At 61.0% G+C, this 21,102-nt stretch carries 22 protein-coding genes; 5 read left to right on the top strand and 17 right to left on the bottom strand.

Annotation, left to right across the window (positions count from 1 at the left end; genetic code table 11):
* The first annotated feature begins 109 nt into the window (after positions 1 to 109).
* Both BLO49_RS13100 and BLO49_RS13095 read left to right on the top strand, forming a co-directional pair.
* Positions 110 to 1,042, top strand: coding sequence for an MJ0042-type zinc finger domain-containing protein (locus BLO49_RS13100; protein WP_090649427.1), 933 nt, complete (start codon positions 110 to 112; stop codon positions 1,040 to 1,042).
* Positions 1,043 to 1,058: 16 nt separating this feature from the next.
* Positions 1,059 to 1,595: a phosphoribosyltransferase gene (locus BLO49_RS13095; RefSeq protein ID WP_090649424.1), complete on the top strand. Its 537-nt coding sequence runs from the start codon at positions 1,059 to 1,061 to the stop codon at positions 1,593 to 1,595.
* A 165-nt stretch (positions 1,596 to 1,760) separates the two neighbouring features.
* Here the strand turns inward: BLO49_RS13095 and BLO49_RS13090 are convergent, their stop codons facing one another.
* The 4 genes from BLO49_RS13090 to argH are packed head-to-tail and all read right to left on the bottom strand — an operon-like array spanning position 1,761 to position 5,408.
* Positions 1,761 to 2,294 (bottom strand): DUF4175 family protein, encoded by a 534-nt coding sequence (locus tag BLO49_RS13090; RefSeq protein WP_090649421.1) that lies wholly within the window; start codon positions 2,292 to 2,294, stop codon positions 1,761 to 1,763.
* Between the two features lie 18 nt (positions 2,295 to 2,312).
* Positions 2,313 to 3,629: a diaminopimelate decarboxylase gene (gene lysA, locus BLO49_RS13085; protein WP_090649418.1), complete on the bottom strand. Its 1,317-nt coding sequence runs from the start codon at positions 3,627 to 3,629 to the stop codon at positions 2,313 to 2,315.
* Between the two features lie 13 nt (positions 3,630 to 3,642).
* Positions 3,643 to 3,984, bottom strand: coding sequence for a hypothetical protein (locus BLO49_RS13080; protein WP_245679025.1), 342 nt, complete (start codon positions 3,982 to 3,984; stop codon positions 3,643 to 3,645).
* Entirely contained in the window at positions 3,981 to 5,408 is a 1,428-nt protein-coding gene (gene argH / locus BLO49_RS13075; protein WP_245679024.1) for an argininosuccinate lyase, read from the bottom strand. Before argH ends, BLO49_RS13080 begins: the two co-directional genes overlap by 4 nt.
* A 145-nt stretch (positions 5,409 to 5,553) precedes the next feature.
* Between argH and BLO49_RS13070 the strand changes: the two genes are divergently transcribed.
* A complete protein-coding gene (locus BLO49_RS13070) occupies positions 5,554 to 6,189 on the top strand; it encodes a TlpA family protein disulfide reductase (RefSeq protein WP_170828338.1) in 636 nt (211 codons plus the stop codon).
* A gap of 152 nt (positions 6,190 to 6,341) precedes the next feature.
* Here BLO49_RS13070 and BLO49_RS13065 read toward each other — a convergent pair whose 3' ends face one another.
* From BLO49_RS13065 to BLO49_RS13045, 5 genes are all read right to left on the bottom strand, one after another.
* Positions 6,342 to 7,511 carry a DUF418 domain-containing protein gene (locus BLO49_RS13065; protein WP_090649413.1) on the bottom strand — a complete coding sequence of 390 codons (1,170 nt, stop codon included), beginning with the start codon at positions 7,509 to 7,511 and terminating at the stop codon, positions 6,342 to 6,344.
* Positions 7,508 to 7,954 carry a hypothetical protein gene (locus BLO49_RS13060; RefSeq protein ID WP_090649410.1) on the bottom strand — a complete coding sequence of 149 codons (447 nt, stop codon included), beginning with the start codon at positions 7,952 to 7,954 and terminating at the stop codon, positions 7,508 to 7,510. The genes BLO49_RS13065 and BLO49_RS13060 overlap by 4 nt, the downstream gene beginning before the upstream one ends.
* A complete protein-coding gene (locus BLO49_RS13055; protein ID WP_090649408.1) occupies positions 7,955 to 8,833 on the bottom strand; it encodes a 3-hydroxybutyryl-CoA dehydrogenase in 879 nt (292 codons plus the stop codon).
* A 116-nt stretch (positions 8,834 to 8,949) separates the two neighbouring features.
* Positions 8,950 to 9,882 carry an electron transfer flavoprotein subunit alpha/FixB family protein gene (locus BLO49_RS13050; protein WP_090649406.1) on the bottom strand — a complete coding sequence of 311 codons (933 nt, stop codon included), beginning with the start codon at positions 9,880 to 9,882 and terminating at the stop codon, positions 8,950 to 8,952.
* Between the two features lies 1 nt (position 9,883).
* Complete coding sequence (locus tag BLO49_RS13045) at positions 9,884 to 10,630, bottom strand: electron transfer flavoprotein subunit beta/FixA family protein (RefSeq protein WP_090649403.1); 747 nt, start codon at positions 10,628 to 10,630, stop codon at positions 9,884 to 9,886.
* Between the two features lie 218 nt (positions 10,631 to 10,848).
* On the opposite strand from BLO49_RS13045, the gene BLO49_RS13040 reads away from it, so the two are divergent.
* Positions 10,849 to 11,139 (top strand): hypothetical protein, encoded by a 291-nt coding sequence (locus BLO49_RS13040; RefSeq protein ID WP_090649400.1) that lies wholly within the window; start codon positions 10,849 to 10,851, stop codon positions 11,137 to 11,139.
* Here BLO49_RS13040 and BLO49_RS13035 read toward each other — a convergent pair whose 3' ends face one another.
* The 3 genes from BLO49_RS13035 to BLO49_RS13025 form a co-directional block, all read right to left on the bottom strand.
* Positions 11,140 to 11,640, bottom strand: a complete 501-nt coding sequence (locus BLO49_RS13035; protein ID WP_139159692.1) for a hypothetical protein — start codon at positions 11,638 to 11,640, stop codon at positions 11,140 to 11,142.
* Positions 11,641 to 11,656: 16 nt separating this feature from the next.
* A complete protein-coding gene (locus BLO49_RS13030; protein WP_090649394.1) occupies positions 11,657 to 12,223 on the bottom strand; it encodes a cob(I)yrinic acid a,c-diamide adenosyltransferase in 567 nt (188 codons plus the stop codon).
* A gap of 109 nt (positions 12,224 to 12,332) precedes the next feature.
* A complete protein-coding gene (locus tag BLO49_RS13025) occupies positions 12,333 to 12,536 on the bottom strand; it encodes a twin transmembrane helix small protein (RefSeq protein WP_090649391.1) in 204 nt (67 codons plus the stop codon).
* Between the two features lie 228 nt (positions 12,537 to 12,764).
* Here BLO49_RS13025 and BLO49_RS13020 point away from each other — a divergent pair, with 228 nt between their 5' ends.
* The gene (locus BLO49_RS13020; RefSeq protein WP_090649388.1) at positions 12,765 to 13,448 is read left to right on the top strand and encodes a TetR/AcrR family transcriptional regulator; all 684 of its coding nucleotides are present in this window, start codon (positions 12,765 to 12,767) and stop codon (positions 13,446 to 13,448) included.
* 58 nt (positions 13,449 to 13,506) lie between these two features.
* Here the strand turns inward: BLO49_RS13020 and BLO49_RS13015 are convergent, their stop codons facing one another.
* From BLO49_RS13015 to BLO49_RS12995, 5 genes are all read right to left on the bottom strand, one after another.
* A complete protein-coding gene (locus BLO49_RS13015) occupies positions 13,507 to 14,622 on the bottom strand; it encodes an aromatic ring-hydroxylating oxygenase subunit alpha (RefSeq protein ID WP_090649385.1) in 1,116 nt (371 codons plus the stop codon).
* A gap of 256 nt (positions 14,623 to 14,878) precedes the next feature.
* On the bottom strand, positions 14,879 to 15,976 hold the full coding sequence (gene hisC / locus BLO49_RS13010) for a histidinol-phosphate transaminase (protein ID WP_090649382.1): 1,098 nt from the start codon (positions 15,974 to 15,976) through the stop codon (positions 14,879 to 14,881).
* 12 nt (positions 15,977 to 15,988) lie between these two features.
* The gene (locus BLO49_RS13005; protein ID WP_090649379.1) at positions 15,989 to 16,783 is read right to left on the bottom strand and encodes a chorismate mutase; all 795 of its coding nucleotides are present in this window, start codon (positions 16,781 to 16,783) and stop codon (positions 15,989 to 15,991) included.
* 94 nt (positions 16,784 to 16,877) lie between these two features.
* Complete coding sequence (locus BLO49_RS13000; protein WP_245679023.1) at positions 16,878 to 17,996, bottom strand: DUF2125 domain-containing protein; 1,119 nt, start codon at positions 17,994 to 17,996, stop codon at positions 16,878 to 16,880.
* Positions 17,997 to 18,047: 51 nt separating this feature from the next.
* Positions 18,048 to 20,978 (bottom strand): ATP-dependent DNA helicase, encoded by a 2,931-nt coding sequence (locus tag BLO49_RS12995; RefSeq protein WP_245679022.1) that lies wholly within the window; start codon positions 20,976 to 20,978, stop codon positions 18,048 to 18,050.
* Between the last annotated feature and the right edge of the window lie 124 nt (positions 20,979 to 21,102).

Below are 21,102 nucleotides of genomic sequence, written 5' to 3'. Positions count from 1 at the left end.
GGGGCCCTGGCTTGATCAGTTGTTAAGACTTTTGGGGACATAAGGTTAAGAACCCGTATGTGGTTAACGGGTTTATGTACTGATTCGGTGCCGTTCGACTTAACTGATCATGATCCTGAGCTGTCCTAACTGCGCGACGAAATACACGCTCAACGAATCCCAACTGGGCGTTCGCGGACGGACTGTGCGCTGCGCGGCCTGTAAGACCACCTGGCACGCCGAACGCCCGGAAAAGCCGATCGATCTCTCCTTCAGCGACGTCAAGAAGTCCGAGAAGGAAACGGTCGAGGATCTGCATACGGTCAAGGCCAAGAAGCTGCCGCTGAAATACCGCGCCATCCTCGAAGACAAGAAGCGGATGAAGGCCCTGGCGGCGCAGGGCATGGTCTGGGGCGGCATGGCGGCCGCCTTTGCGCTGATCCTGGCGCTGGGCTTCTTCCTGCGCGTCGATATCGTCCGCGCCTTCCCGCGCATCGCCGGCGCCTATGCCATGGTCGGCATGAAGGTCAATGGCACGCATCTCGTCTTCGGCGACAAGAACGCGGATGCCGCCTTCAAGGGCGGACGCTTCGTGGTGACGGTCAAGGCACAGATAAAGAACACCAGTGACAAGCCGGTGCCGGTGCCGCCGGTCCGCGTCAAGCTGCTCGATTCTACCCTGCAGGAGTTCAATTCAGTGCTGATGCCGTCGGACGGCCTCGTCGTGGCGCCCCATGCCACGCGCACCCTGGTCTTCGATGTCGCCGACCCAAAGAACCTGACCTCGTCGCTCGACCTCGATTTCGACCTGGTGGCGATGAAGAAGATGAAGACCGCCGGCCCCGACCTGCGCGTCACGCCGGTGAGCGGCCATGACGAAGGCGCCGGTCACGAAGTGGCTGACGAAACGGCGTCCAAACCAGCGCACGAAACGGCCGCACCGCCGGAGGCCGCACCTGCCCATGCCGAGGCGGCCGATGAACCGGCGCATGACCAGCCGGAGCCGGCCCTGCGCTCAAGCCTGCCTCATGAGGCTGCCGACACCCACGGCGCGTCCCACTAGCTTACCGAGTATACGCATGACCGATCACCGACCTGCCGCTCTGCTCAGTGAAGACGAGGTTCAGGGCCGCGTCACCGCGCTGGCCGATCTGATGATCGACTATATAAAGCCGGACTGCGTCGGGGTCTGCCTGCTGACCGGCGGCATCTGGTTCGCCGCCGATCTCAGCCGCGCCCTCAATCGTGCGGGCAAGGATATCGCCTTTGATGCCCTGTGGCTGTCCTCCTACGCCGACAGTCACGAAAGCGGCGCCATGCTGATCCGTGCGCCCTTGCAGCGCTCGGTCGAAGGCCGGCAGGTGCTGATCATGGACGATGTGCTCGATACCGGCGCCTCACTGAAAATCGCCTGCGAGATCGCTCGGGAAGCCGGTGCTTCGGAAGTACTGACCGCCGTTTTCGCCCGCAAGCCCGATCCGATGAAGGACAGCAAGATGCGTGAGATGGAGGTCGATTTCTGTGCCTGGGAAGCGCCGGCGCGCTATCTCGTCGGCTACGGACTGGATGATGGCGGCAAATATCGCGCCCTGCCCTACATCGGGGTTCTGGATTAGGTTTAATAAGCAAGAAACCCCACCACTGCATCTAGCGCTTTGCGCGTCGTGCGGTCCCCCTCCCCACCAGAGGTGGGGAGGTATAGGAAGGCGCTTTGTCTTATACCTCCCCAACTTGTTGGGGAGGGGGACCATGAGCCGAAGGCGAAATGGTGGTGGGGTTTCTTACTTAAGACTTACGGCTGCAAAACTCTGCACATTATTTCCCAGTGGCACAAATCCGCTCGCCACCCGCTCAACCGATACCGGCCCCTGGATCAGGAAACCCAGTATCGCCGCCGCCAAGGCCACATAGCGCAGGGCAAACGGATCGGAGGCCGCGATGCCCGCCTTAGCTTTGCCGACCTTCAAAGGCGGTTGGTTTTTCTCATGACGCATGGCCAGCAAACGGTCCGGGCGAAGGCCATTATCCAGCGCCAGACGGGTATTGATTTCGGTGAAGGTCGGCATCCGAAAGCGTAAAATTGTGCGCACCGCGGCAATGATGCAGAGGATCAGCCCAACCACCAGCACGGCAATATGCGCCGCTTTCGGCAGCCCCCCAAACAGCCCCCACTGCCCCGCCACCGCGATCAGCAGGGCCAGAAGCACGAATGGGAACAGGAATGGCAGCAGCAGACGCTCCCAGATCATCGTCGCTTTCGTGAAGAACAATCCGCGATTGAGCGGCGCCAACGGTGATTGATTGCTCTGCTGCATAGCCCCCCCTATTCCAAATCAAGCCGTTTTGACGCGTGGTGACGGTGACAGCCAGGCCGGAATCGGCTCCCGCGCCATCATCTCTTCATAACTTGGCCGAGGACGCACGACAGACCAGTCAGCGTCACGCACCAACACCTCCGGCGCGAGTGGCCGCGAATTATATTCGCTTCCCATGACCGCGCCATAGGCCCCGGCGCTCATGAAGGACACCAGTTCACCCGCCTGCATCACAGGCATCTCCCGCCCGCGCGTGAAGGTATCGCCGGTCTCGCAGATCGGCCCGACCACATCATAGGTCGCCGTCTCGTTGCCGGGGCGTGCCACGGGGCGGATATCATGAAAGGCATCGTAAAGCGCCGGACGGATCAGGTCGTTCATCGCCGCGTCGATCACCAGGAACTGCTGGCCGGAATCGGCGCGCTCATGGACATGCACCACCTTCGAGATCAGCACACCGGCATTGGCGGCGATCAGGCGGCCCGGCTCGAAGGTATAGCGTACACCCAGATTACCGGCGGCCAGGGCCGTCATTTCGGCATAGTCGGCCACGCTGGCCGGCTCCTTCTGGTTGAAATAGGGCACGCCGAGCCCGCCACCAAGATCGAGGCGCTCAACGCTCAGGCCCTCAGCGCGCAATTGCTCGACCCAGCCGCGCATCCTGGTGAAGGCTTCCTGCAACGGCTTGAGATCGAGAATCTGGCTGCCGATATGACAGGCAATGCCCATGGGCGCGAGATTGGGGTGACCGGCCGCGGCGGCGTAAAGCGACAAGGCTTCCGCCGCCGAGATGCCGAACTTGTCTTTCGCCCCGCCCGTGGTGATCTTTTCATGACCACCGGCGCCGACGCCCGGATTGATGCGGATGACAAAGGGCGCCACCATGTCGAGTTCGGCGGCCACGCGGGCCAGGCGTTCCAGTTCGGGGCGTGACTCGACATTGAGCTGATAGATGCCCGCTTTCAGCGCGAATGCCATTTCCGCATCGGTCTTGCCGACGCCGGAAAAGACGATGCGATCCGCCGGAATGCCCGCTTTCAGCGCCTTGCGGATTTCCCCTTCCGAAACCGTATCAGCCCCGCAGCCCTGTGCCGCCAGAGTGGCCAGCACGCCCAGGTTGGAATTGGCCTTGGTGGCATAGGCCACCAGCGGCGCCTCACCCTTGGGGCTGCGCAGTTCCGGCTTCGACGACAGGGCATCGGCGAAGACATTATAATGCCGCTCAAGGGTCGCCGAGGAATAGACATATAGCGGTGTGCCGACGGTATCGGCCAGTTCGCGCAAAGAGACCTGTTCGCAGTAAAGTTCGCCGTCGTGGTACTCGAAATGGTTCATCTACGTATTGGACTTACTTGTTCGGGGCGTCGCGGAAGCCGTTATTGCTGCCCGTGCCTTCCAGCGGCGCATCCTGGATGCGCTTGTTGACGGCATAGGGGTTTTCCATACTGTTCTTGGCATCGGCGTCCGGCGTTGCTTTTTCCGTGGCGCGAGACGTCGAGGAATCGGTCGTGGTGGTCACGCCGCCATCTGGGTTCTGCGAGGTCGACCATTCGGCGGCCGCCTTCTTGTTCATCATCGGCGGCGCGCGCTCGAGATCGCCCAGCTTGCCACAGGCCGACAGCAGGGAGGCAGCCAGCGCGGCACCCAGCACGATCGTCATGGCAAGGCGGGTGTTTTTAGGCGTCATCATGAGCGTTGATCCTTCCAGCGCTGGATTTGAATGCGAACCTGATCGGGCGCCGTGCCGCCGTAGCTTTGACGGCTGGCGCAACTGGCCTCAGGCGTTAACACCTTATACACATCATCCGTGATCCTGGCTTCCAGATTTTGCAGATCGCCAAGGCTTAGTTGCGCCAAATCCACACCCTGCGCTTCCGCCAGCTTGACCGCAGCGCCGGTAATATGGTGCGCATCGCGGAAGGGAATGCCTAAGTTCCGCACCAGCCAGTCGGCCAGGTCGGTCGCGGTCGAGAAACCGGCGCCCGCGGCGGCGGCCATCTTCTCGGTATTGGCCTGGAGATCGAGCACCATGCCGGTCATGGCGCGGATGGCGAGATCGAGGGCATCGAAGGCTTCGAAGACCGGCGGCTTGTCTTCCTGCATGTCCTTGGAATAGGCCAGCGGCAGGCCCTTCATTACCGTGGTCAGGGCGATCAGCGCGCCATTGATGCGGCCGGTCTTGGCGCGCACCAGTTCGGCTGCATCCGGGTTGCGCTTCTGCGGCATGATGGAGGAGCCGGTCGAGAACGCATCCGACAGGCGGATGAAGCCGAAATAGGGCGTCGTCCAGATGACGATCTCTTCGGCCAGGCGCGACAGGTGTCCGGCGCAGATGGCGGCGTGGCTTAAGGATTCAAGCGCGAAATCACGATCCGACACGCCATCGAGCGAATTACCGGTGGGGCGGTCAAAACCCAACGCCTGGGCCGTCATGTGGCGGTCGATCGGGAAGGGCGAACCGGCCAGTGCTGCCGAACCCAGCGGGTTCTCGTTCATGCGGGCGCGCGCATCGATAAAGCGCGTCCGGTCGCGGCCGATCATCTCGACATAGGCCATCAGGTGGTGACCAAAAGTCACCGGTTGCGCGGGCTGCAAATGGGTAAAGCCCGGCATCAGGGCATCGGCATAGTCTTCGGCGCGCTTGAGCAGTGCGCCCTGCAGGTCATAAAGCTGCTGGATGGTGAGATCGACCTGGTCGCGCACCCACAGGCGGAAATCGGTCGCCACCTGATCATTGCGCGAACGGGCGGTATGCAGGCGGCCGGCTGTGGCGCCGATCAGTTCGCGCAGACGCGCCTCGACATTCATGTGAATGTCTTCGAACTCGGCGCGGAAAGGGAAGGTTCCGGCCTCGATCTCGGCGGTTATGGTTTCCAGCCCGTTCAGGATGATTTGGGAGTCTTCCGAACTTATGATACCTTGTTTGGCCAGCATGACGCAGTGGGCTTTCGAACCCGCAAGGTCTTGCTGCCAAAGGCGTTTATCGACATCGATGGAGACATTGATGGCTTGCATAATCTCATCGGGTCGGGCAGTAAAACGACCGCCCCACATTTTCTGGCCCTGTTGAGGGGCCTGCGCGTTCGGGGCTTTTTGGGCGGATGGATCGGTCATGACGGAACCCAGGTTGAATGAGGACGAAGCAACGCCCTCAACGGAATCTGAAATTCAGGGCGAGCCTTCTGTCGCCCCGGCGGTCATGCCTATAGCGGAGGACGCCGCGGAACCCAAGGCCGCAAACACGCCCAGGGTCAGAAAAATGAAACGCCCGCCGGCGGCGGTGATTGCCGTTGTAACCATAGTGGTTCTGGCGCTCGTCGCGCTGGTAACCTGGCGTCTGGTGGCAAAGCCGGCCGGCACGGTACCGGGCACCGAAATCGCGGCCACAAACGCGCCCGCCGTCGCCCAGGCCAAGGGGCCACTCGCCGTCTATGCCAAGGGCGCGCTGGCCAAGCTGGTAACGAACGAGGCGCCTGTCACAATAGCGGATATCAGCTTTATCGATCGTAACCAGAAGCCTGTAAAACTGAGCGACTTCAAGGGCCAGGTCGTGGTGCTGAATGTCTGGGCGACGTGGTGCGCGCCCTGCCGGTTCGAGATGCCGACCCTGGCCAAGCTTCAGGAACACTATGCCGGCAAGGGCGTGAAAGTGTTGCCGCTCAGCGTTGATACCGAGGACAAGTTTGCCGATGTCAAATCCTTCATGGATGTGCAGCAGCCGCTGGAGGTCTATGCCGACCAGGAATTCCAGGCGCCATCGAAATACAATATCACCGGAATGCCCGGCACCCTGATCCTCGACAAACAGGGCCGTCAGGTGGCGCGCCTGGATGGTGAGGCCAAGTGGGATACGCCGGAAGTCCAGGCCCTGCTGGATAGGCTATTGGCGGAATAGGTTAAGCAAGAAGCCCCACCACCACGCCATAAAGAATGGCGCGGTCCCCCTCCCCGACAAGTCGGGGAGGTACAAGAGTTTGGTTTCTTGTACCTCCCCAGTTTACTGGGGAGGGGGACCGACGCGCCCTTGCGCGTTGGTGGTGGGGTATCTTACTTTAAAATCGGCATCCAGCGCTGGTAAGTCAGACACCGCCAGCCCCATTCGAACGGCCCGTAACGGAAGACCGACATCCAGATTGTGCTGACAACCAACTGACCGATCCAGATGGTCGCGACGACCGGCACCAGCGCCGCATGGTTCATTTCACCAAACCAGTCCGGGCCGCGTCCGCCATAGAACACCCCCGTCATGATCAGGGACTGCGTCAGATAGTTGGTGAAGGCCATCCTTCCGGCACAGGCCAGTGGATATAACAGCACCGCACCCACTGATGTCCGCCCGAGCAACACCAATACGCTGACATAGCCCAGCGCCACCGGCAGGCACAAAAGATCATTGGCCAGGGCATAAAGCCCAAATATCTCCGGATAGGGAAAACCGGCCGCCAGTGTCACCCGCGCCTGCCAGCCGATCAGCATCAGGCTCACCGCCCCCGCCGCCATCAGCCAGAGATAGGTCCGCATCGGCGCTTCGCCACGCAAAAGGCCGGTCTTGAAGAGGCTTAAGCCCACCATCATCAAGCCCAGGGTGGTCGGCATATAACCGAGCACTTCCGATACAATGGTCTCGCTCCAGACCGTGGCATTCTGCGCCATCGAGATCAGGAAGGGACCGCGCATCCGGGCGACCAGTTCAGCAAGATCACCGTAATCCGGCGTGACGTGCTCACCCTGCAGGGTCGTGGCGATATTGGGGCCAAGCATCACCACCGCACCGGCGATAAACAGGCCGAGGCCCCAGACCAGCAGCTTGCGCGCCGAGGCGTCCTGCCATCGCCAAAAAATGAAGCCGGTCAGGGCATAGGACAGCAGGATATCGCCATGCCAGATCAGGGCACCGTGGATCAGGCCGAACACCACAAGCCAGGCCAGCCGGCGAAACAGCGGCGTGCGATAGAGCGGATCGGCGGGATTTCGATCACGCCCGACCAGATACACGCTCACCCCGAACAGCAGGGTAAAGCAGGTGATGAATTTTTCCTTGAAAAAGGTCTCGATCACCCACCAGATGGTCAGATCAGCCTTGGTCAGCGGCAGGGGCGATATATTCGGCTGGCTGTAGACCGCGAAGGGTTGGGCGAAGGCGATGGCATTGACCAGCAATATGCCCAGAATACTCAGGCCGCGCACATGATCCAGTGTGCGGATGCGGGCGGTCATCCGGCGGCTGAATTACGTTTCAAGGCGATTGCCTGCAACAGAATGGCCGAGGGCACGGCCAGGCAGAGCTGCATCAGAAGCAGCAGGAGGCTGGCAAGGCCCAGCGTCTTCATCACGCTGTTCAAAGTGTAGTGCTGGATAAATACGAGATTGGCGATGGCGAAAACCGAGCCGATGCCACAGACAAACAGGGCGCAGGCCAGCACCGTCATGACGGCGTGCAGACGCGAGGGCGAGGGGGCGATCTTCCAGATGATCAGGGTGCCGATCATCCAGAACAGGGCCAGCATCACCTGCCGTTGCACTTCGGCAAACGCGCCCGAATGGCCGTTCAGCATAATGGCGCCCAGCCAGCACAGGCCGTGCAGGCATAGCGCCGCCACGCCGGCGATCGCCATCCAGCGCAGTTCGGGCTGTCGATAGCTGAGCCCCGGATTTGGCATCTAGCGCGTCGGGACCGGCTTTTCGCCGCGATAATCGTAGAAGCCGCGGCCCGTCTTGCGGCCATACCAGCCGGCCTCGACATATTTCACCAGCAGCGGGCACGGGCGGTATTTCGAATCCGACAGACCTTCATAAAGCACGTTCATGATGGCCAAGACGGTATCCAGACCGATGAAATCGGCCAGTTCGAGCGGCCCCATCGGGTGGTTGGTGCCCAGTTTCATACCGGTATCGATGGCCTCGACCGTGCCGACCCCTTCATAAAGCGTGTAGATGGCCTCGTTGATCATCGGGATAAGGATGCGGTTGACGATGAAGGCCGGGAAATCTTCGGAATTAGCGGTGATCTTGCCGAGCGACTGGGCAAAGGCGACCGCCGTTTCGTAGGTCGCGGCGTCGGTGGCGATGCCCCGGATGATTTCGACCAGTTTCATGATCGGCACCGGGTTCATGAAGTGCAGGCCGATGAACTTGCCGGGTCGGTCGGTGGCGGCGGCGAGGCGCGTGATCGAGATCGACGAGGTGTTGGAGGCCAGAAGGGCTTCGGGCTTTAGGTGTTCGCAGACCGACTTGAAAATGGCGTTCTTGACCTCTTCCTTTTCGGTGGCGGCCTCAATAACCAGGTCGCAGTCCTTCAGTTCCGAAACGGACGCCGCCGGCATCAGCTTCTTCAAAGCGTCCGTCGCCTGCTCAGTCGTGATCGCTTCCTTTTCGACCAGGCGGGCAAGGCCCTTTTCAATGCGGCCGACAGCGGCCTTCACCGCATCGGCCGAAGCATCATACAGCGCGACCTCATACCCGCCCTGCGCGCAGACCTGGGCGATCCCCGCCCCCATCTGGCCTGCACCAATAATGCCTACGGTCCTGATCGTGGTCATGCTGTCCGCCTTGTAGAATTTGTATCTTTTTACGGAGATAAAGCGCGCTTTGCGGCAAGGCAATAGCCCGGAAAAAATTGTCCCTCCCCGAAGGTTCGGGGAGGGACAAAATGAGCTTAGCCTAGGGCCTTCATCAGGTCGGGGATGGCGGTCTTGTAATCCGCCACCAGTCCATAATCAGCCACCGAGAAGATCGGCGCTTCCGGATCTTTGTTGATGGCCACGATGACCTTGGAATCCTTCATGCCGGCGAGGTGCTGGATGGCCCCCGAAATACCGACGGCGATGTAGAGCTCCGGCGCCACCACCTTGCCGGTTTGGCCAACCTGGTAGTCGTTCGGAGCATAGCCGGCATCGACAGCGGCTCTGCTAGCCCCGACAGCGGCGCCCAGCTTATCAGCCAGCGGATCGATCACGGCGTCGAACTCTTCTTTCGAACCGAGCGCACGGCCACCGGAAACGATGATCTTCGCGGCGCCCAGTTCGGGACGATCCGAGGTGACCTTCTCTTCCGAAATAAAGCGCGTACCGGCCTTGGTTGCCGGCGCGGTGACGGTTTCGACCGAAGCCGAACCGCCCTCAGCGGCAGCCTTGAAGGCCGTGGTGCGGACGGTCAGCACCTTCTTGGCTTCCGAAGTCTGGACGGTTTCCAGCGCGTTGCCGGCATAGATCGGACGCACAAAGGTTGAACCATCGACCACTTCGATCACGTCCGACAGCAACGACACATCGAGTGCGGCAGCGATGCGCGGGGCGAAGTTCTTGCCTGAGGCCGAGGCCGGGATGGCGACGGCATCATAATTGACCGCCAGGCCGGTGATCAGGGCAGCGACGTCTTCGGCGATATCCTGCTTCAGGTCGGCGGATTCAGCGACCAGCACCTTGCGGACACCGGCGATCTTCGACGCGGCCTCAGCCACGGTTTTCACGCCTTCGCCATAGACCAGCACGTCGACATCGGACGACAGGGCCAGGGCGGCAGTGACGGTCTTGTGGGTGGTATCGCGCAGGTGGGCGCCATCATGATCGGCAATAACGAGAGCGGCCATCTTACAGAACTCCTGCGGACTTGAGGTTGGCGACCAGTTCGGCGGCATCGGCCAACTTTTTACCCGCCGAACGCTTGGGCGGCTCGGTGACCTTGAGAACTTTCAGGCGTGGCGTGACATCGACGCCGTAATCGGCGACGGTCTTTGTCTCCAGCGGCTTCTTCTTCGCCTTCATGATATTGGGCAGCGAGGCATAGCGCGGCTCATTGAGGCGCAGGTCGGTGGTAATGACTGCCGGCAGCTTGACGCCGAGTGTCTGCAGGCCGCCATCGACTTCGCGCGTCACTTGCGCTTCACCGTTTTCGACCACGACCTTGGAAGCGAAGGTGGCCTGGGGCCAATCGAGCAGGGTGGAAAGCATCTGACCGGTGGCGTTGTTATCGCCATCGATCGCCTGCTTGCCCATGATGATCAGGTCGGGCTTTTCGGTCTCGGCTACGGCTTTCAGCAGCTTGGCGACGGCCAGCGGCTCAACGTCCTGGTCGGTCTGGATCAGGATGCCGCGATCGGCGCCTATGGTCAGCGCCGTGATGATGGTATCCTTCGCCTGCGCCGGCCCGATGGAGACGGCGACGATCTCAGTGGCCACGCCTTTTTCCTTCAGGCGGGTGGCTTCCTCGACGGCGATTTCATCGAACGGGTTCATCGACATCTTGACGTTCGCCAGATCGACGCCCGACTGGTCGGACTTGACCCGGACCTTGACGTTGTAATCCAGCACCCGCTTGACGGGGACCAAAATCTTCATGGCTTCTAACCTTTTTCAGTTCGTTTCCTGATGCCTTTGCCGGGCATGTCGGCCAGGGATTCATATGGGGCTTCACATGACGACCAACGTCCGCAAAGTCAATTCCTGTTTGGCGTTTTAGCGGACGTTTTCCATTGCCCCACCGCCTTAATTGGCGCATAAAGGAATAACCACATGTTTACGTTCACGTCAAGTTACGCCTTCGGAAAACCCTGCCCATGCCCAGCCAGATCGGCAAACTGAAATACGTCTTCATCATCCTGCTCGGCCTGTGCAGCGCGGGTATTGTTGGATATGGCTGGCTCTACGACATCCCGAAGAAGAAGTGCGAAAGCGCCCAGGGCTGGTATTCCTGGAAGGCGCACAAGTGCTATGCGCCGATCGCGCTCTCGACCATCACTGGCCGCAAAGACGGCGAAAAAGCCACCATCGATTATCATGACGATGCGCTGAAGGCGAGCAATGCCAGAGCGGTGAATGGTGCGGTCAACAGCGCCGCCTCGAAATAATCAGTCGTTCGCGGGAATATCGCACTTCAGGACCGGCGGCTTGCTGCGCGCCATTTCCAGCCGGTCGCGGTAATAGCTGCATCGCACCTGATTGTCCTCGTTGCTGTCAGGCGTGATGCTGTACCCATCGACCAGCACCATGACGTCCCCATCGACAATATCCGAAAGCCCCTTCTGGTTAAGGCCGCCGCCCGGCATATGCACCTTCGCCACATTGGGCAGCACGCCCACCCGCTCCTGCCCCAGGTCTATCTGATGCAGACCATTGGCTTTCGAGCGCGCGGCTTCGGTGGGGTAGCCGTAATAGGCGACATCGACCACCAGGGTATCCCCGGTTGCCTTGAAGCGCGCCGCGGCGGCCGGCGTCATTTCGATCGCCACGTCAAAAGCCACCGCCGGATTTTCAGCATTCCCCCTGCCGGCCGCCTTCTCGACAGCGTCGCACTGCGTCAGCAGCAAACAAGGCAGGATAAGCGCAATGGCGGTAAAAGCTTTCGACATCATCTTCTCTCGGCGGCTATTTCGACGGCACCCACAAGACGTCGGCGCGGCCCTGATCGTTAGCATGGCGCGCCAGAACGAACAACAGATCGGACAGACGGTTGAGGTATTTCAATGCTTCTGGATTGACCGCTTCGCCATCGATCCGGGCCAGGGCAACGGCATCGCGCTCGGCTCGCCGGGCCACGGTGCGCGCCAAGTGCAGATGGGCGCTCAAGGGCGATCCAGCCGGCAGGATGAAGGAGGTCAGGGGCGCAATCGGCGCGTTGAAGCCATCCAGCGCCGCTTCCAGCGCCAAGACCTGATGCGCCTTGATGCGTAAAGGCGTCCACGAAACCTCATCAGACGGCGTGGCCAGGTCGGCGCCGAGATCGAACAATTCGTTCTGAATGCGCGCTAGCAGGGTATCCAGCGCCGGATCGCCTGCGCTGTTCAGCCGCACCAGTCCCAGGGCCGCATTGGTTTCGTCAACGCTGCCGATGGCGACCAGACGCGGATCGTCCTTTGGCCGGCGCGAGCCATCAGCCAGGCCGGTGGTGCCGTCATCACCGGTGCGGGTGTAGATTTTATTGAGCTTGACCATATAGTCCCCGCAGCAGGATACCGTATCTCCAAATCTCATTCATTGAGATTTGGCAAGGGCGACGGCCCGCCGCGCACGTTTGCGCGTAAGCCTCGCGGCGCTTGAGCGGCTAAGAAGAATGGTGCATGGCCCAGGCAAGGATAACCAGCAACACAATGGCGATGGCCTGAAACAGGACGCGCAGGCGCATCAGCTTGTTCGACCAGTTTTCGCGGAAGGTGCCGCCACGCACCAGGCTGAATATGCCGGCGCCCAGCACCACCAGCACGGCGAACATGGCGATAAGCGCCAGATAGAAAAGTATTTTGGTCATGAGACAAAATCGCCTTTTTATAGCCAAAAGTCGAGTTATTTATCCTTGTACAGCGACGGATTTTCTGATGCCGCGCGTACAATTTGCTGTTCATGTGCGTACTGAAAAGTGACGCACAGAATAACGGCGTCATCCTTGTAATGGGAAGACGGCCATACTAAATAGGGCAAATCCGACGAGAATTCTTCCCCGAAGGTAAACTTCATTTTTGTGTGCGAGTAACGCGTTATGTACGATCCCCACCATCCCACCGATCCTGTAAGTGAGACTGCCATCGCCAGCGACAAACCCGTTCCGGCCGGCAATCGCGCCAAGTCGAAAGAACGTAACCGCCTGAAGATTCTCGAATCGGCTGCGACCCTTTTCCGTGAGCGCGGCTTCGAAGCGGCCACCCTGCGCGATATCGCCCGCGCCGCCGGGCTTTCCACCGGCGCCCTGTTCGCCAACTTCGCGGACAAGAACGAAATCTTCCTGACCGTTTTGGAAAGCGAAAATAGTCGCGTGATCCGTACCATGCGCGACGCGCTTGACGAAAAGCTTGATCTGGTCAGCCGCCTGCATACGCAACTGATGCGCGGCTATGAGGCCACCCAGCACAATGCCCGCATCGTGCTCTCCGCCTTTGTGATGAAATGGAGCCAGGGCCAGACACCGGTCAATCAGGTCGGGCAGATGAGCGACCTGATCCGTTTCGTCCTGCTCGATACGCTGAAGGCGGCGCAGGCGCGCAATGAAGTGCCGCAGTCCGTCAATGTCGAATGCGCGTCCGAAGTGCTGGAAGACCTGTGCCTCGCCAATCTGCGCCGTGCCTATCAGGGCAGCGACGACAGCGGCGCCTTCGATATGGAGCGGCTGGCGAAAAGCCTGAACGCCCAGATCGCGCTTGTCGTCGCCGGACTGAAAGCGGCTTGACCGCGCGTTTCGTGCCTCAAACAAAAGGCCTTCAGTCATCCGATTGAAGGCTTTTTGTTTAACTCGTCCACTTCAAGGTCGTCGGCTTGACCGGATTGACGAAGGGCCGCTTCTCGGCCCTCGCCTGCATCCATTCCTTTTTAAGCTGCTGATACCATTTGGCCTGGGTATCGGCATCGTCGATCCAGATCAGGGCCGGATCATATTTCAGCCCCTCATTTTGCAGATTGACCATGTCGCCATCCTGCTTGAGGAAGGCTTTCGCACCAAAGCGGAACAACGGCGCGATGAAACGGAAGAGGCCGTGATCCGACCAGAAAACTTGCGTGATGCGGGTTTTATTGTCATCGATCGGGGTCAGGCAGGTCAGGCCGAGAACCTGCTGGCTGCCGATCTCGATATGCTCGTAACGGATACCCGGCAGACGGAAAGTGATTTCGGTGGCCGGTGCGCCACCGAGGATCTTGTAGGCGCGGCTGTTGGAAGACGGCGCGTGGCGCACCATCGAGAAGCCGTATTCGCGCGGCTCGAATTGCTTGATCTTGGAAAGCTGCTTCTTGGCCGAGCGCCACCACCATTGCTGATGCACATAAGGACCGTGCGCCGGGTCCATCAGACCGACCACGGCATGATCGATATGGCTGTCGAAATCCATGGTTTCGACGATGATGGGCCTAATATCGTTTTTATGGCCGCCCACCACACCCGGCAGGATCGGCGGTTCGTGATCGGGTTCAGTCGGGCGGCGTGGATCGGCGGTGATGTAGATCCAGATGATGCCCTGCTGTTCGCGGATTTCGTAAGAACGGACCTTGATTTTCTCCACGTCCATCGGTTGGTCGGCGGTAAGCGACGGGATGCTCTTGCAGGTGCCCTCAGTATCGAAGGTCCAGCCGTGATAGCAGCACTGCACCACGCAGGCCCCGCCCCTGCCATCGCGAATCATCTCACCGGCGGAAAGCGGGGCGGCGCGGTGCGGGCAGATATCGCGCATGGCAAAGGCGCGGCCGTCGAGATCACGCGCCAGCAGGACAGGTTCGCCCAGGATGACATAGCGCTGCAGCTTGCCTGCCACCAGATCGCCGGAGAGCGCGGCAAACCACCAGCAATCCTTCAGGAAGCCCTGTCCGAAGACGATTTTGGTATTGGCGGCAGGGGCGGATTGATCAGGCATGGGGAAACTTCGGCTGTGAGCGTGTCAGCAATATAGATAGCTTAGCGCGATCCGGCAAATAATGCGACATTTCCGCGCTGCAGCAAGGAAAGTAAGATACCCCACCACCATTGCGCTTCGCTTATGGTCCCCGGCACCGGCCGCCCGGCTCCCCGACAAGCGGGGAGGTATAAGAAGGATGATTTTTATATCTTATACCTCCCCAACTTGTTGGGGAGGGGAACCATTGCGAAGCAATGGTGGTGGGGCTTCTTGCTTACTGTCTTTGAGCCGCGAACTTGCCCAGCGCTTCGATCACCGCCTGATTTTCCTCATCTTTACCGATGGTGATGCGCAGGCATTGCGGCAGGCCGTAATTGGCAACATGACGCACGATCAGACCTTGCGTCATCAGGAACTCGTTGGCGCGCGCCGCTTCCTCCGCATCGCGGAAATAGACCAGCACGAAATTGCCTGTCCCCTTGCGGATATCGAAGCCCAGACCGGCAATGGCCTGACGCATCCGCGGCTGCCAGTTCAGCACCTGCTGGCGCGACGCCTCGATATGGACCTTATCCTGCAAGGCGGCCACGGCGGCATATTGCGCCGGAAGATTGGCATTGAAGGGCAGGCGGATACGGTCAATCGCAGCGATGACCTCAACCGGACAATAGCCGAAACCGATACGCAGGCCCGCGAGGCCGTGAATCTTGGAAAAGGTGCGCGTGACGACCATATTATTCAGGCCGCGCGCCATCGGAAACGCCGTCTCCCAGGTCGGTTCGTCGACAAATTCGGCATAGGCTTCATCGATGCACAGCAGGATGGACGGATCGAGCCGCGCCCGCAGGTCGGCGATTTCTTCCGGCGTATTCCAGGTGCCGGTCGGATTGGCCGGATTAGAGATGTAGACAATCTTCGTCCGATCATCGACCAGTTCGAGCAGTTTGTCGATGCTGATACGCTGATCCGGCTCCTCGGCCAGCTTCACCTCGGCCTGACAGGCGAGCGCCGAAATGCGATAGGCCAGGAAGCCGTGCTCGCCGGTGACAATATTGTCGCCGGCTTCAAGATAGACCTGGTTCAGCAGGGCGAAGACCTCGTCAGAGCCATTGCCGAAGACCAGGCGCTCCGGTTCCAGACCATGATATTCCGCGACGGCGGCGCGCAAGGGGGCGGCATGGCCATCCGGATAGCGAAAGAGCTTTTCCCTTGCCTTTTCATAGGCTTCGATGGCAAGCGCCGAACAACCCAGCGCATTTTCATTGGAAGACAGCTTGATCGGTTCGGCCACGCCCTCGATCTTCGACTTGCCGCCGACATAGGGGGCGATATCCAGTATGCCCGCTTTAGGCGCGGGTACGGTCTTGGTCATTTCGATATCTCTTTAAATGCGTGGCGCGGCGCCGATAATGCCTGACAGGCTGCCAAGCGTCTTGGTCGCCAGCCGCTCGTCATGTTCCTGCACATAGCCCATCAGGCCGAACAGCTTCAAGCCCTGGGCGGTGCAAAGCCATTCGGCGGCGAAGCCCCGCTGGCCAAGCGCTTCGATGATCTTGTTTTCGTGTTCGGCGGAATCGCTGACCCAGAAGGTCATGTCGTCTCCCGTGGGTTCCGGCGCGATAGCCGCCAGCGCCACGGCGTGCGGCCGGGCAGTCGAGAGTTCGGGGAGCGCAGCGATAATCCGCACCTTCGGTTCGGCCAGCAGACGCGCCCACCAGGCGCCGCCACGCGGATCGAGGCTCAAAACGGAGATATGACGCACATCGCGCGCCGCCTGGATGGCCGCTGTCGCATCATTGACATAGCCGAAGCTCGGCGCAATGCCGAAACGTTCGCGTGCCCACACCAGCACTTCCTTCGAGTGTTCGGCGGCGCTCAGATTCAAATGAAGGCCCCCATTACTGGCGGCCCCCTGAATGCGCAGGTTTTCGGAAATGAGTTCACGCCAGATGCGCACGACCACGCCATCGCTGGCAGCCTGGCGCGGCATGGCCAGCAGCTTGCGGATCAGCATGGCTTCGCGGTCCGGACGCAGCAGCGATACCTGAATGTTGGCCGGCTCTTCCTTTGCCTTGGCCTCGCCGATGGCCTTACCCAGCGCCGCACGGGCATCAACGAGACGCAGTAATTCCGCATCCAGGGCGTCAATCTGCGTGCGGAGGTCGGCAAGCGTACTCAATAAACCACATCCTATTAGGCGACAGGAAGTCCTGACTTTAGGCTTCCATCACCCGCATCACAAGTCTTGTTTGGCAAAATGTCAGTATAAAAGCCTAGTAGGGCAGTATAGGTGCATCTGAAACTTTCAAAGGCCCAATCCAGGCGCCGCCATCATGAAATTCGACGGCGAATTTCTGCGCCCCCTGCGTCGCCAGGGTCATGTTGAGCAAGGGCCGGGCAATGGTCATGTTTTCCTGAGAGATGAGGTTCAGCGCGACCAGCACATCGATAGGGTTGAACGTGCCCGACATCTCTATATTCAGCTTGCCATTGACGCGCCCCGCCGCATCCGGGGTCAAAAGATCGCTGCTGGCGCAGACATTGAGATCGCCGGCACTGGCCGCCTTGCAGTCCGTGGTAAAGATATTGGCCGGCAGGGGCGCAAGCCCGCCCTGCACCAGCTTCAGGCGAAAGGCCGAGACCTGCCCGCCCTTCGCCGCCCAGGCGCCGGAAGCACCGGTATCACGCAGGGTCGAGACATGGCTGATCGCACCCTCGACCTGCAGGGACAGCGCCTTGCTGGCACCGAAATCACCGGCCAGGCTCTTCGGCTGTCCCTGCGCACCGGTGAAATTCAGCATAAAATCGGCGCTGTCGGGCACATTGTTGGTAGGTCGCAGATGCGCTTCAAGCGTTTTCGCCGTGGTGAACGGCAGTGGGTAACCCGCATCCGAAGCGGCCAGCACCAGGTTATCGCCTTCGATGGCAACGGTCGGGACCGGCTTCGACAGGTTGAAGGCGCTGGCCCGCAAGCCGTTGCCCATGACCGAGACCTTGCCGCGATCGATGCCGCCGGTCCGTCCGCGATAGAGGGTCAGGCCTTGCGGCGCCGCCGCTACCCAGTTATCCAGTGCATAGGCATTGGCCTCGGCACGCAGTTCCGGTGCGGAAAAGCCCTTTCCGTTTGGCGAGATGATGTTGAGGCGATGGAAATCGATCACCATGCGATAGGGAAAACCGGTAACCTTGATCGGATCGAAACTGGCCTGATAACCGGCGGCGATCAGTGCCTTCTGGTGTTGCAGCACCTGCGCCTGGATGCGGCCGGCGGTATAGAACCAGTAACCGCTCCAGGCCGCGCAGATCAGAGCCAGCAGCATTACGGGACCGAACAGCCCCCAGCGGCTGGCCTTCTTTTGCGGCTTGGCAGGTAAGGTCAGGTCGTCGGTCACGGTAAGCCCCTCGGATTAAGCCGTTAACCAAACACGCCGCCCTGAACAAAGTCAATCGGGATAGAGGAACTTCTCGATAGCGGTAATCGCTTCCGCCAGTGTGCATCTCTGCACCAGAACGCCTTCCGGCAGACCGGAAAACAGGCGCGTCGGCGCGGCGGAATCGAGCATGACAAACACGCCGCGATCGTCCTTGCGGCGGATCAGACGCCCGAACGCCTGGGCCAGCTTGGCGCGCGTGAGCGCATCATCATAAAGCCTGGCGCCGAAATGCTGACGACGGGCGCGGTGAAGCGTATCCGGCCGCGGCCACGGAATGCGGTCAAAGGCGATCAGCCGAAGGGCCTGGCCGGGCACATCGACGCCGTCACGGATGGCATCCGTGCCCAGCAGGCAGGAATGATGTTCGGCGCGGAAGACGCTGATCAGGTCGGAGACATCGAGCGGATCGACATGCTGGGCGTAAAGCGACAGCCCCTGCTCGCTCAGCGGCTTGTTGATCTGCTCATAGACCGCTTTCAGGCGACGAATGGCGGTGAAAAGCCCCAGGGCCCCGCCTTTCGCTGCCACGAACAGGGCCTGCATGGCCGCACCCACCGAGCGCGCATCCTCGCGGCTGACATCGGTGACGACAAACAGACGCGCCTGAGCGGCATAATCGAACGGCGAGGCGACGCGGATGGCTTTCGCGCCCATGACCAGATGATTGGCACCGGTGCGCTGGCGGGCCAGGGCAAAAATGTCCCGGCTCTCCCCTTCTTCCACCTTAATGCCGTCGCTCAGGGTGGCGGAGGCCACCAGCACGCCATGCGCCGGCTTGAGGACATATTCGGCCAGCGGCAGGGAGGGATCGACATAATGGCGGTTGAGGCAGACATCGACGACCCGGCCGCGGATCACTTCGGTCGAGAACCAGTCGATGGTCTGTGCGCCCTCAGGTGTCGGCTCATCATCCAGCGTCAATTGCTGCAACAAAGCCCGCCACGCCGGCAGCAGCATCCGCGCCCGCCGTTCCAATCCACGCAGGGCGCCTTCGATGCGGATGCGATCGGCCGGCTCAATATCTTCCTTGCCGCTACTCAAGCGGTCTTCCAGCGCCCGCACCAGGGCCAGCAGCGGGGCTTCAATGGCGGCCAGGGCTCGCGCCGCGGTCTTCGCAGCCAGAGCCACGCCCTCCAGACACGGATGCGCCTCGCATTCGCCCCCCTGCTCGCCATCGGCCGAAAAACGGGAGCGAAGGCGCGCTTCGCCTTGCCGGATATCAATCTGCCCGTAGACCTCCACCAGCAGGGCCTCGATTGGCCCCACCGGATCAAGGCCGCCGCCGCTTTGCGTGCGCACGGTAATGCGCTGGGAAAACCCTTCCGCCGGCAGGACGACGGCGGCGCGCATCAGTTCCTGCATGGCCTGTTTCGAGGCGTCATCGCCGGAAAGCAGGTCGCCCAGACGCGCCTCCAGCCCCCGCCCGCGACGCGAACGGCCTTCATTGCCGCGTATCCAGCGGCGCAGCTCAAAAGCCTCCAGCCCGGAAAGCCGCGTGGCGAAGGCGCTGTCCGCCGCCTCGAAGACATGGTGGCCTTCGTCGAAGATCAGCCGCGACAGGGCAGACGTCGCCACCTCATCCTGCATATCCTCGCCGTTCAGCTCGGCTTCCATTTCAGCCCGCGCCACATCGCGCAGGTCATAGGCGGCCTGCGCCATGACGAGGGCGTGGTTGGCAATGACCAGGGTGGCCGATTTCGCCTTGCGCACCGACTTTTCGATGAAGCAGACCCGGTAATGCGGACAGGCGGCATAGGTGCATTCACCGCGCCGATCCACGAGCGCCGATGGTGTCAGGGTCTGGAAAACGTGCGCCGGCGATGAGGGCGGCAGCAGCGACGGCAGCCAGGTTGGAAAGTCACCGCTCATGATGTCGCCATCGCGGCTGTAGAGCACCCAGCGCGCCATCAGCACGGCCATGATGATTTCGGGTTGGCTGTGGGCGCCGTTCAGGCGCTCCTGGAAATTGAGCAGGCAGAGATAATTTTCCCGGCCTTTACGCACCACCACCTGTTCGGCGCGCTCATGCGGGCTGTCGAACAGGGCGCGGGTGTCGTTATAGATCTGCTTCTGCAGCGCCTTGGTATAGGTCGAAACCCAGACCTGCCCCTGCGCCTTCCTCGCCCAGGCATGAGCCGGCGCCAGGTAGCCCAGCGTCTTGCCGACGCCGGTGCCCGCCTCGGCCAGCAGCATATTGGGCTGGTCCTTCATGAATTTCGGCGCGAAGATGTCACGGGCCTTCTGGGCGAATTCGCGCTGTTCCGGCCGGCGTTCATCCAGTCCGGCGCGGGCGAGATTGGCATCCAGCGCCGCACCGACCTCCTCTTCAGTCAGCGAAACGGCGCGCGCCTGGCCTTCCGGCGGCTGGTCTTCCCATTCCTCCAGCAGGGTCCAGACATCGAGCGCCGGCGGCGGCACGTAATCGGCGGGTATCTGGCTTTCGTCCAGCACCGCCTGGAGCAGGGGCGCCCACGGCCAGCCCTGCTTTTCCATCAGCCGCACGCCCGATTGCGCCACCAGCCGGAAGCCGAGCGGCGCGGCCTTCAGGTCTTCGCACAGGCGGGTGATGACATCGAACAACACCTGCGCCTGAGCCTCCGGCGTCTGTGGTTCGGCATAGCCGCAGGCCAGGGCCAGCCCGGCCACGGAAGGCGCGCAGAACTGCGCCGGGCGGATGAAGGCAAAGAGTTCCAGCACATCGAAATGGCGCGCCTCGCGGTGCTGGCGATTGCCGAACAGGCGCGTCCGGACCAGGGCCGCATTGGCGACAATCAGGGGTTCACGGCCCCACAGTTCGCGCAATTCATTGACGGAAAGCGCGCGGGCGTCCTCCCCCGCGATAAAGGCGCGCGCCGGCGAATATCCCAGCGCCGCTTTCGGCGCGTGGTCACGCCACCAGACCGGCGTTTCAGGAGGCTTCAGGGTTACGTCTTCACTCACAACCAAAGCTTAACGTGCGCCGGGGACATGGCCAAGATGAAAAGGAACAAAATGTGAAACAGAATTCCCGTCGTCCGTAATGCGAATCTAAGGACTAAATTACGAAGAAAAAAGCCGCGCGCTA

The organism is Asticcacaulis taihuensis, from assembly GCF_900100255.1.
Classification (GTDB): domain Bacteria; phylum Pseudomonadota; class Alphaproteobacteria; order Caulobacterales; family Caulobacteraceae; genus Asticcacaulis; species Asticcacaulis taihuensis.
This window is presented reverse-complemented; position numbering and strand designations above follow the sequence as displayed.

Bases quoted from the DNA above. Each gene is read 5' to 3' on its own strand.
- BLO49_RS13100 (WP_090649427.1), top strand. From the start codon at position 110: ATGATCCTGAGCTGTCCTAACTGCGCGACGAAATACACGCTCAACGAA.
- BLO49_RS13095 (WP_090649424.1), top strand. From the start codon at position 1,059: ATGACCGATCACCGACCTGCCGCTCTGCTCAGTGAAGACGAGGTTCAG.
- BLO49_RS13090 (WP_090649421.1), bottom strand. From the start codon at position 2,294: ATGCAGCAGAGCAATCAATCACCGTTGGCGCCGCTCAATCGCGGATTG.
- lysA (WP_090649418.1), bottom strand. From the start codon at position 3,629: ATGAACCATTTCGAGTACCACGACGGCGAACTTTACTGCGAACAGGTC.
- BLO49_RS13080 (WP_245679025.1), bottom strand. From the start codon at position 3,984: ATGATGACGCCTAAAAACACCCGCCTTGCCATGACGATCGTGCTGGGT.
- argH (WP_245679024.1), bottom strand. From the start codon at position 5,408: ATGACCGATCCATCCGCCCAAAAAGCCCCGAACGCGCAGGCCCCTCAA.
- BLO49_RS13070 (WP_170828338.1), top strand. From the start codon at position 5,554: ATGAAACGCCCGCCGGCGGCGGTGATTGCCGTTGTAACCATAGTGGTT.
- BLO49_RS13065 (WP_090649413.1), bottom strand. From the start codon at position 7,511: ATGACCGCCCGCATCCGCACACTGGATCATGTGCGCGGCCTGAGTATT.
- BLO49_RS13060 (WP_090649410.1), bottom strand. From the start codon at position 7,954: ATGCCAAATCCGGGGCTCAGCTATCGACAGCCCGAACTGCGCTGGATG.
- BLO49_RS13055 (WP_090649408.1), bottom strand. From the start codon at position 8,833: ATGACCACGATCAGGACCGTAGGCATTATTGGTGCAGGCCAGATGGGG.
- BLO49_RS13050 (WP_090649406.1), bottom strand. From the start codon at position 9,882: ATGGCCGCTCTCGTTATTGCCGATCATGATGGCGCCCACCTGCGCGAT.
- BLO49_RS13045 (WP_090649403.1), bottom strand. From the start codon at position 10,630: ATGAAGATTTTGGTCCCCGTCAAGCGGGTGCTGGATTACAACGTCAAG.
- BLO49_RS13040 (WP_090649400.1), top strand. From the start codon at position 10,849: ATGCCCAGCCAGATCGGCAAACTGAAATACGTCTTCATCATCCTGCTC.
- BLO49_RS13035 (WP_139159692.1), bottom strand. From the start codon at position 11,640: ATGTCGAAAGCTTTTACCGCCATTGCGCTTATCCTGCCTTGTTTGCTG.
- BLO49_RS13030 (WP_090649394.1), bottom strand. From the start codon at position 12,223: ATGGTCAAGCTCAATAAAATCTACACCCGCACCGGTGATGACGGCACC.
- BLO49_RS13025 (WP_090649391.1), bottom strand. From the start codon at position 12,536: ATGACCAAAATACTTTTCTATCTGGCGCTTATCGCCATGTTCGCCGTG.
- BLO49_RS13020 (WP_090649388.1), top strand. From the start codon at position 12,765: ATGTACGATCCCCACCATCCCACCGATCCTGTAAGTGAGACTGCCATC.
- BLO49_RS13015 (WP_090649385.1), bottom strand. From the start codon at position 14,622: ATGCCTGATCAATCCGCCCCTGCCGCCAATACCAAAATCGTCTTCGGA.
- hisC (WP_090649382.1), bottom strand. From the start codon at position 15,976: ATGACCAAGACCGTACCCGCGCCTAAAGCGGGCATACTGGATATCGCC.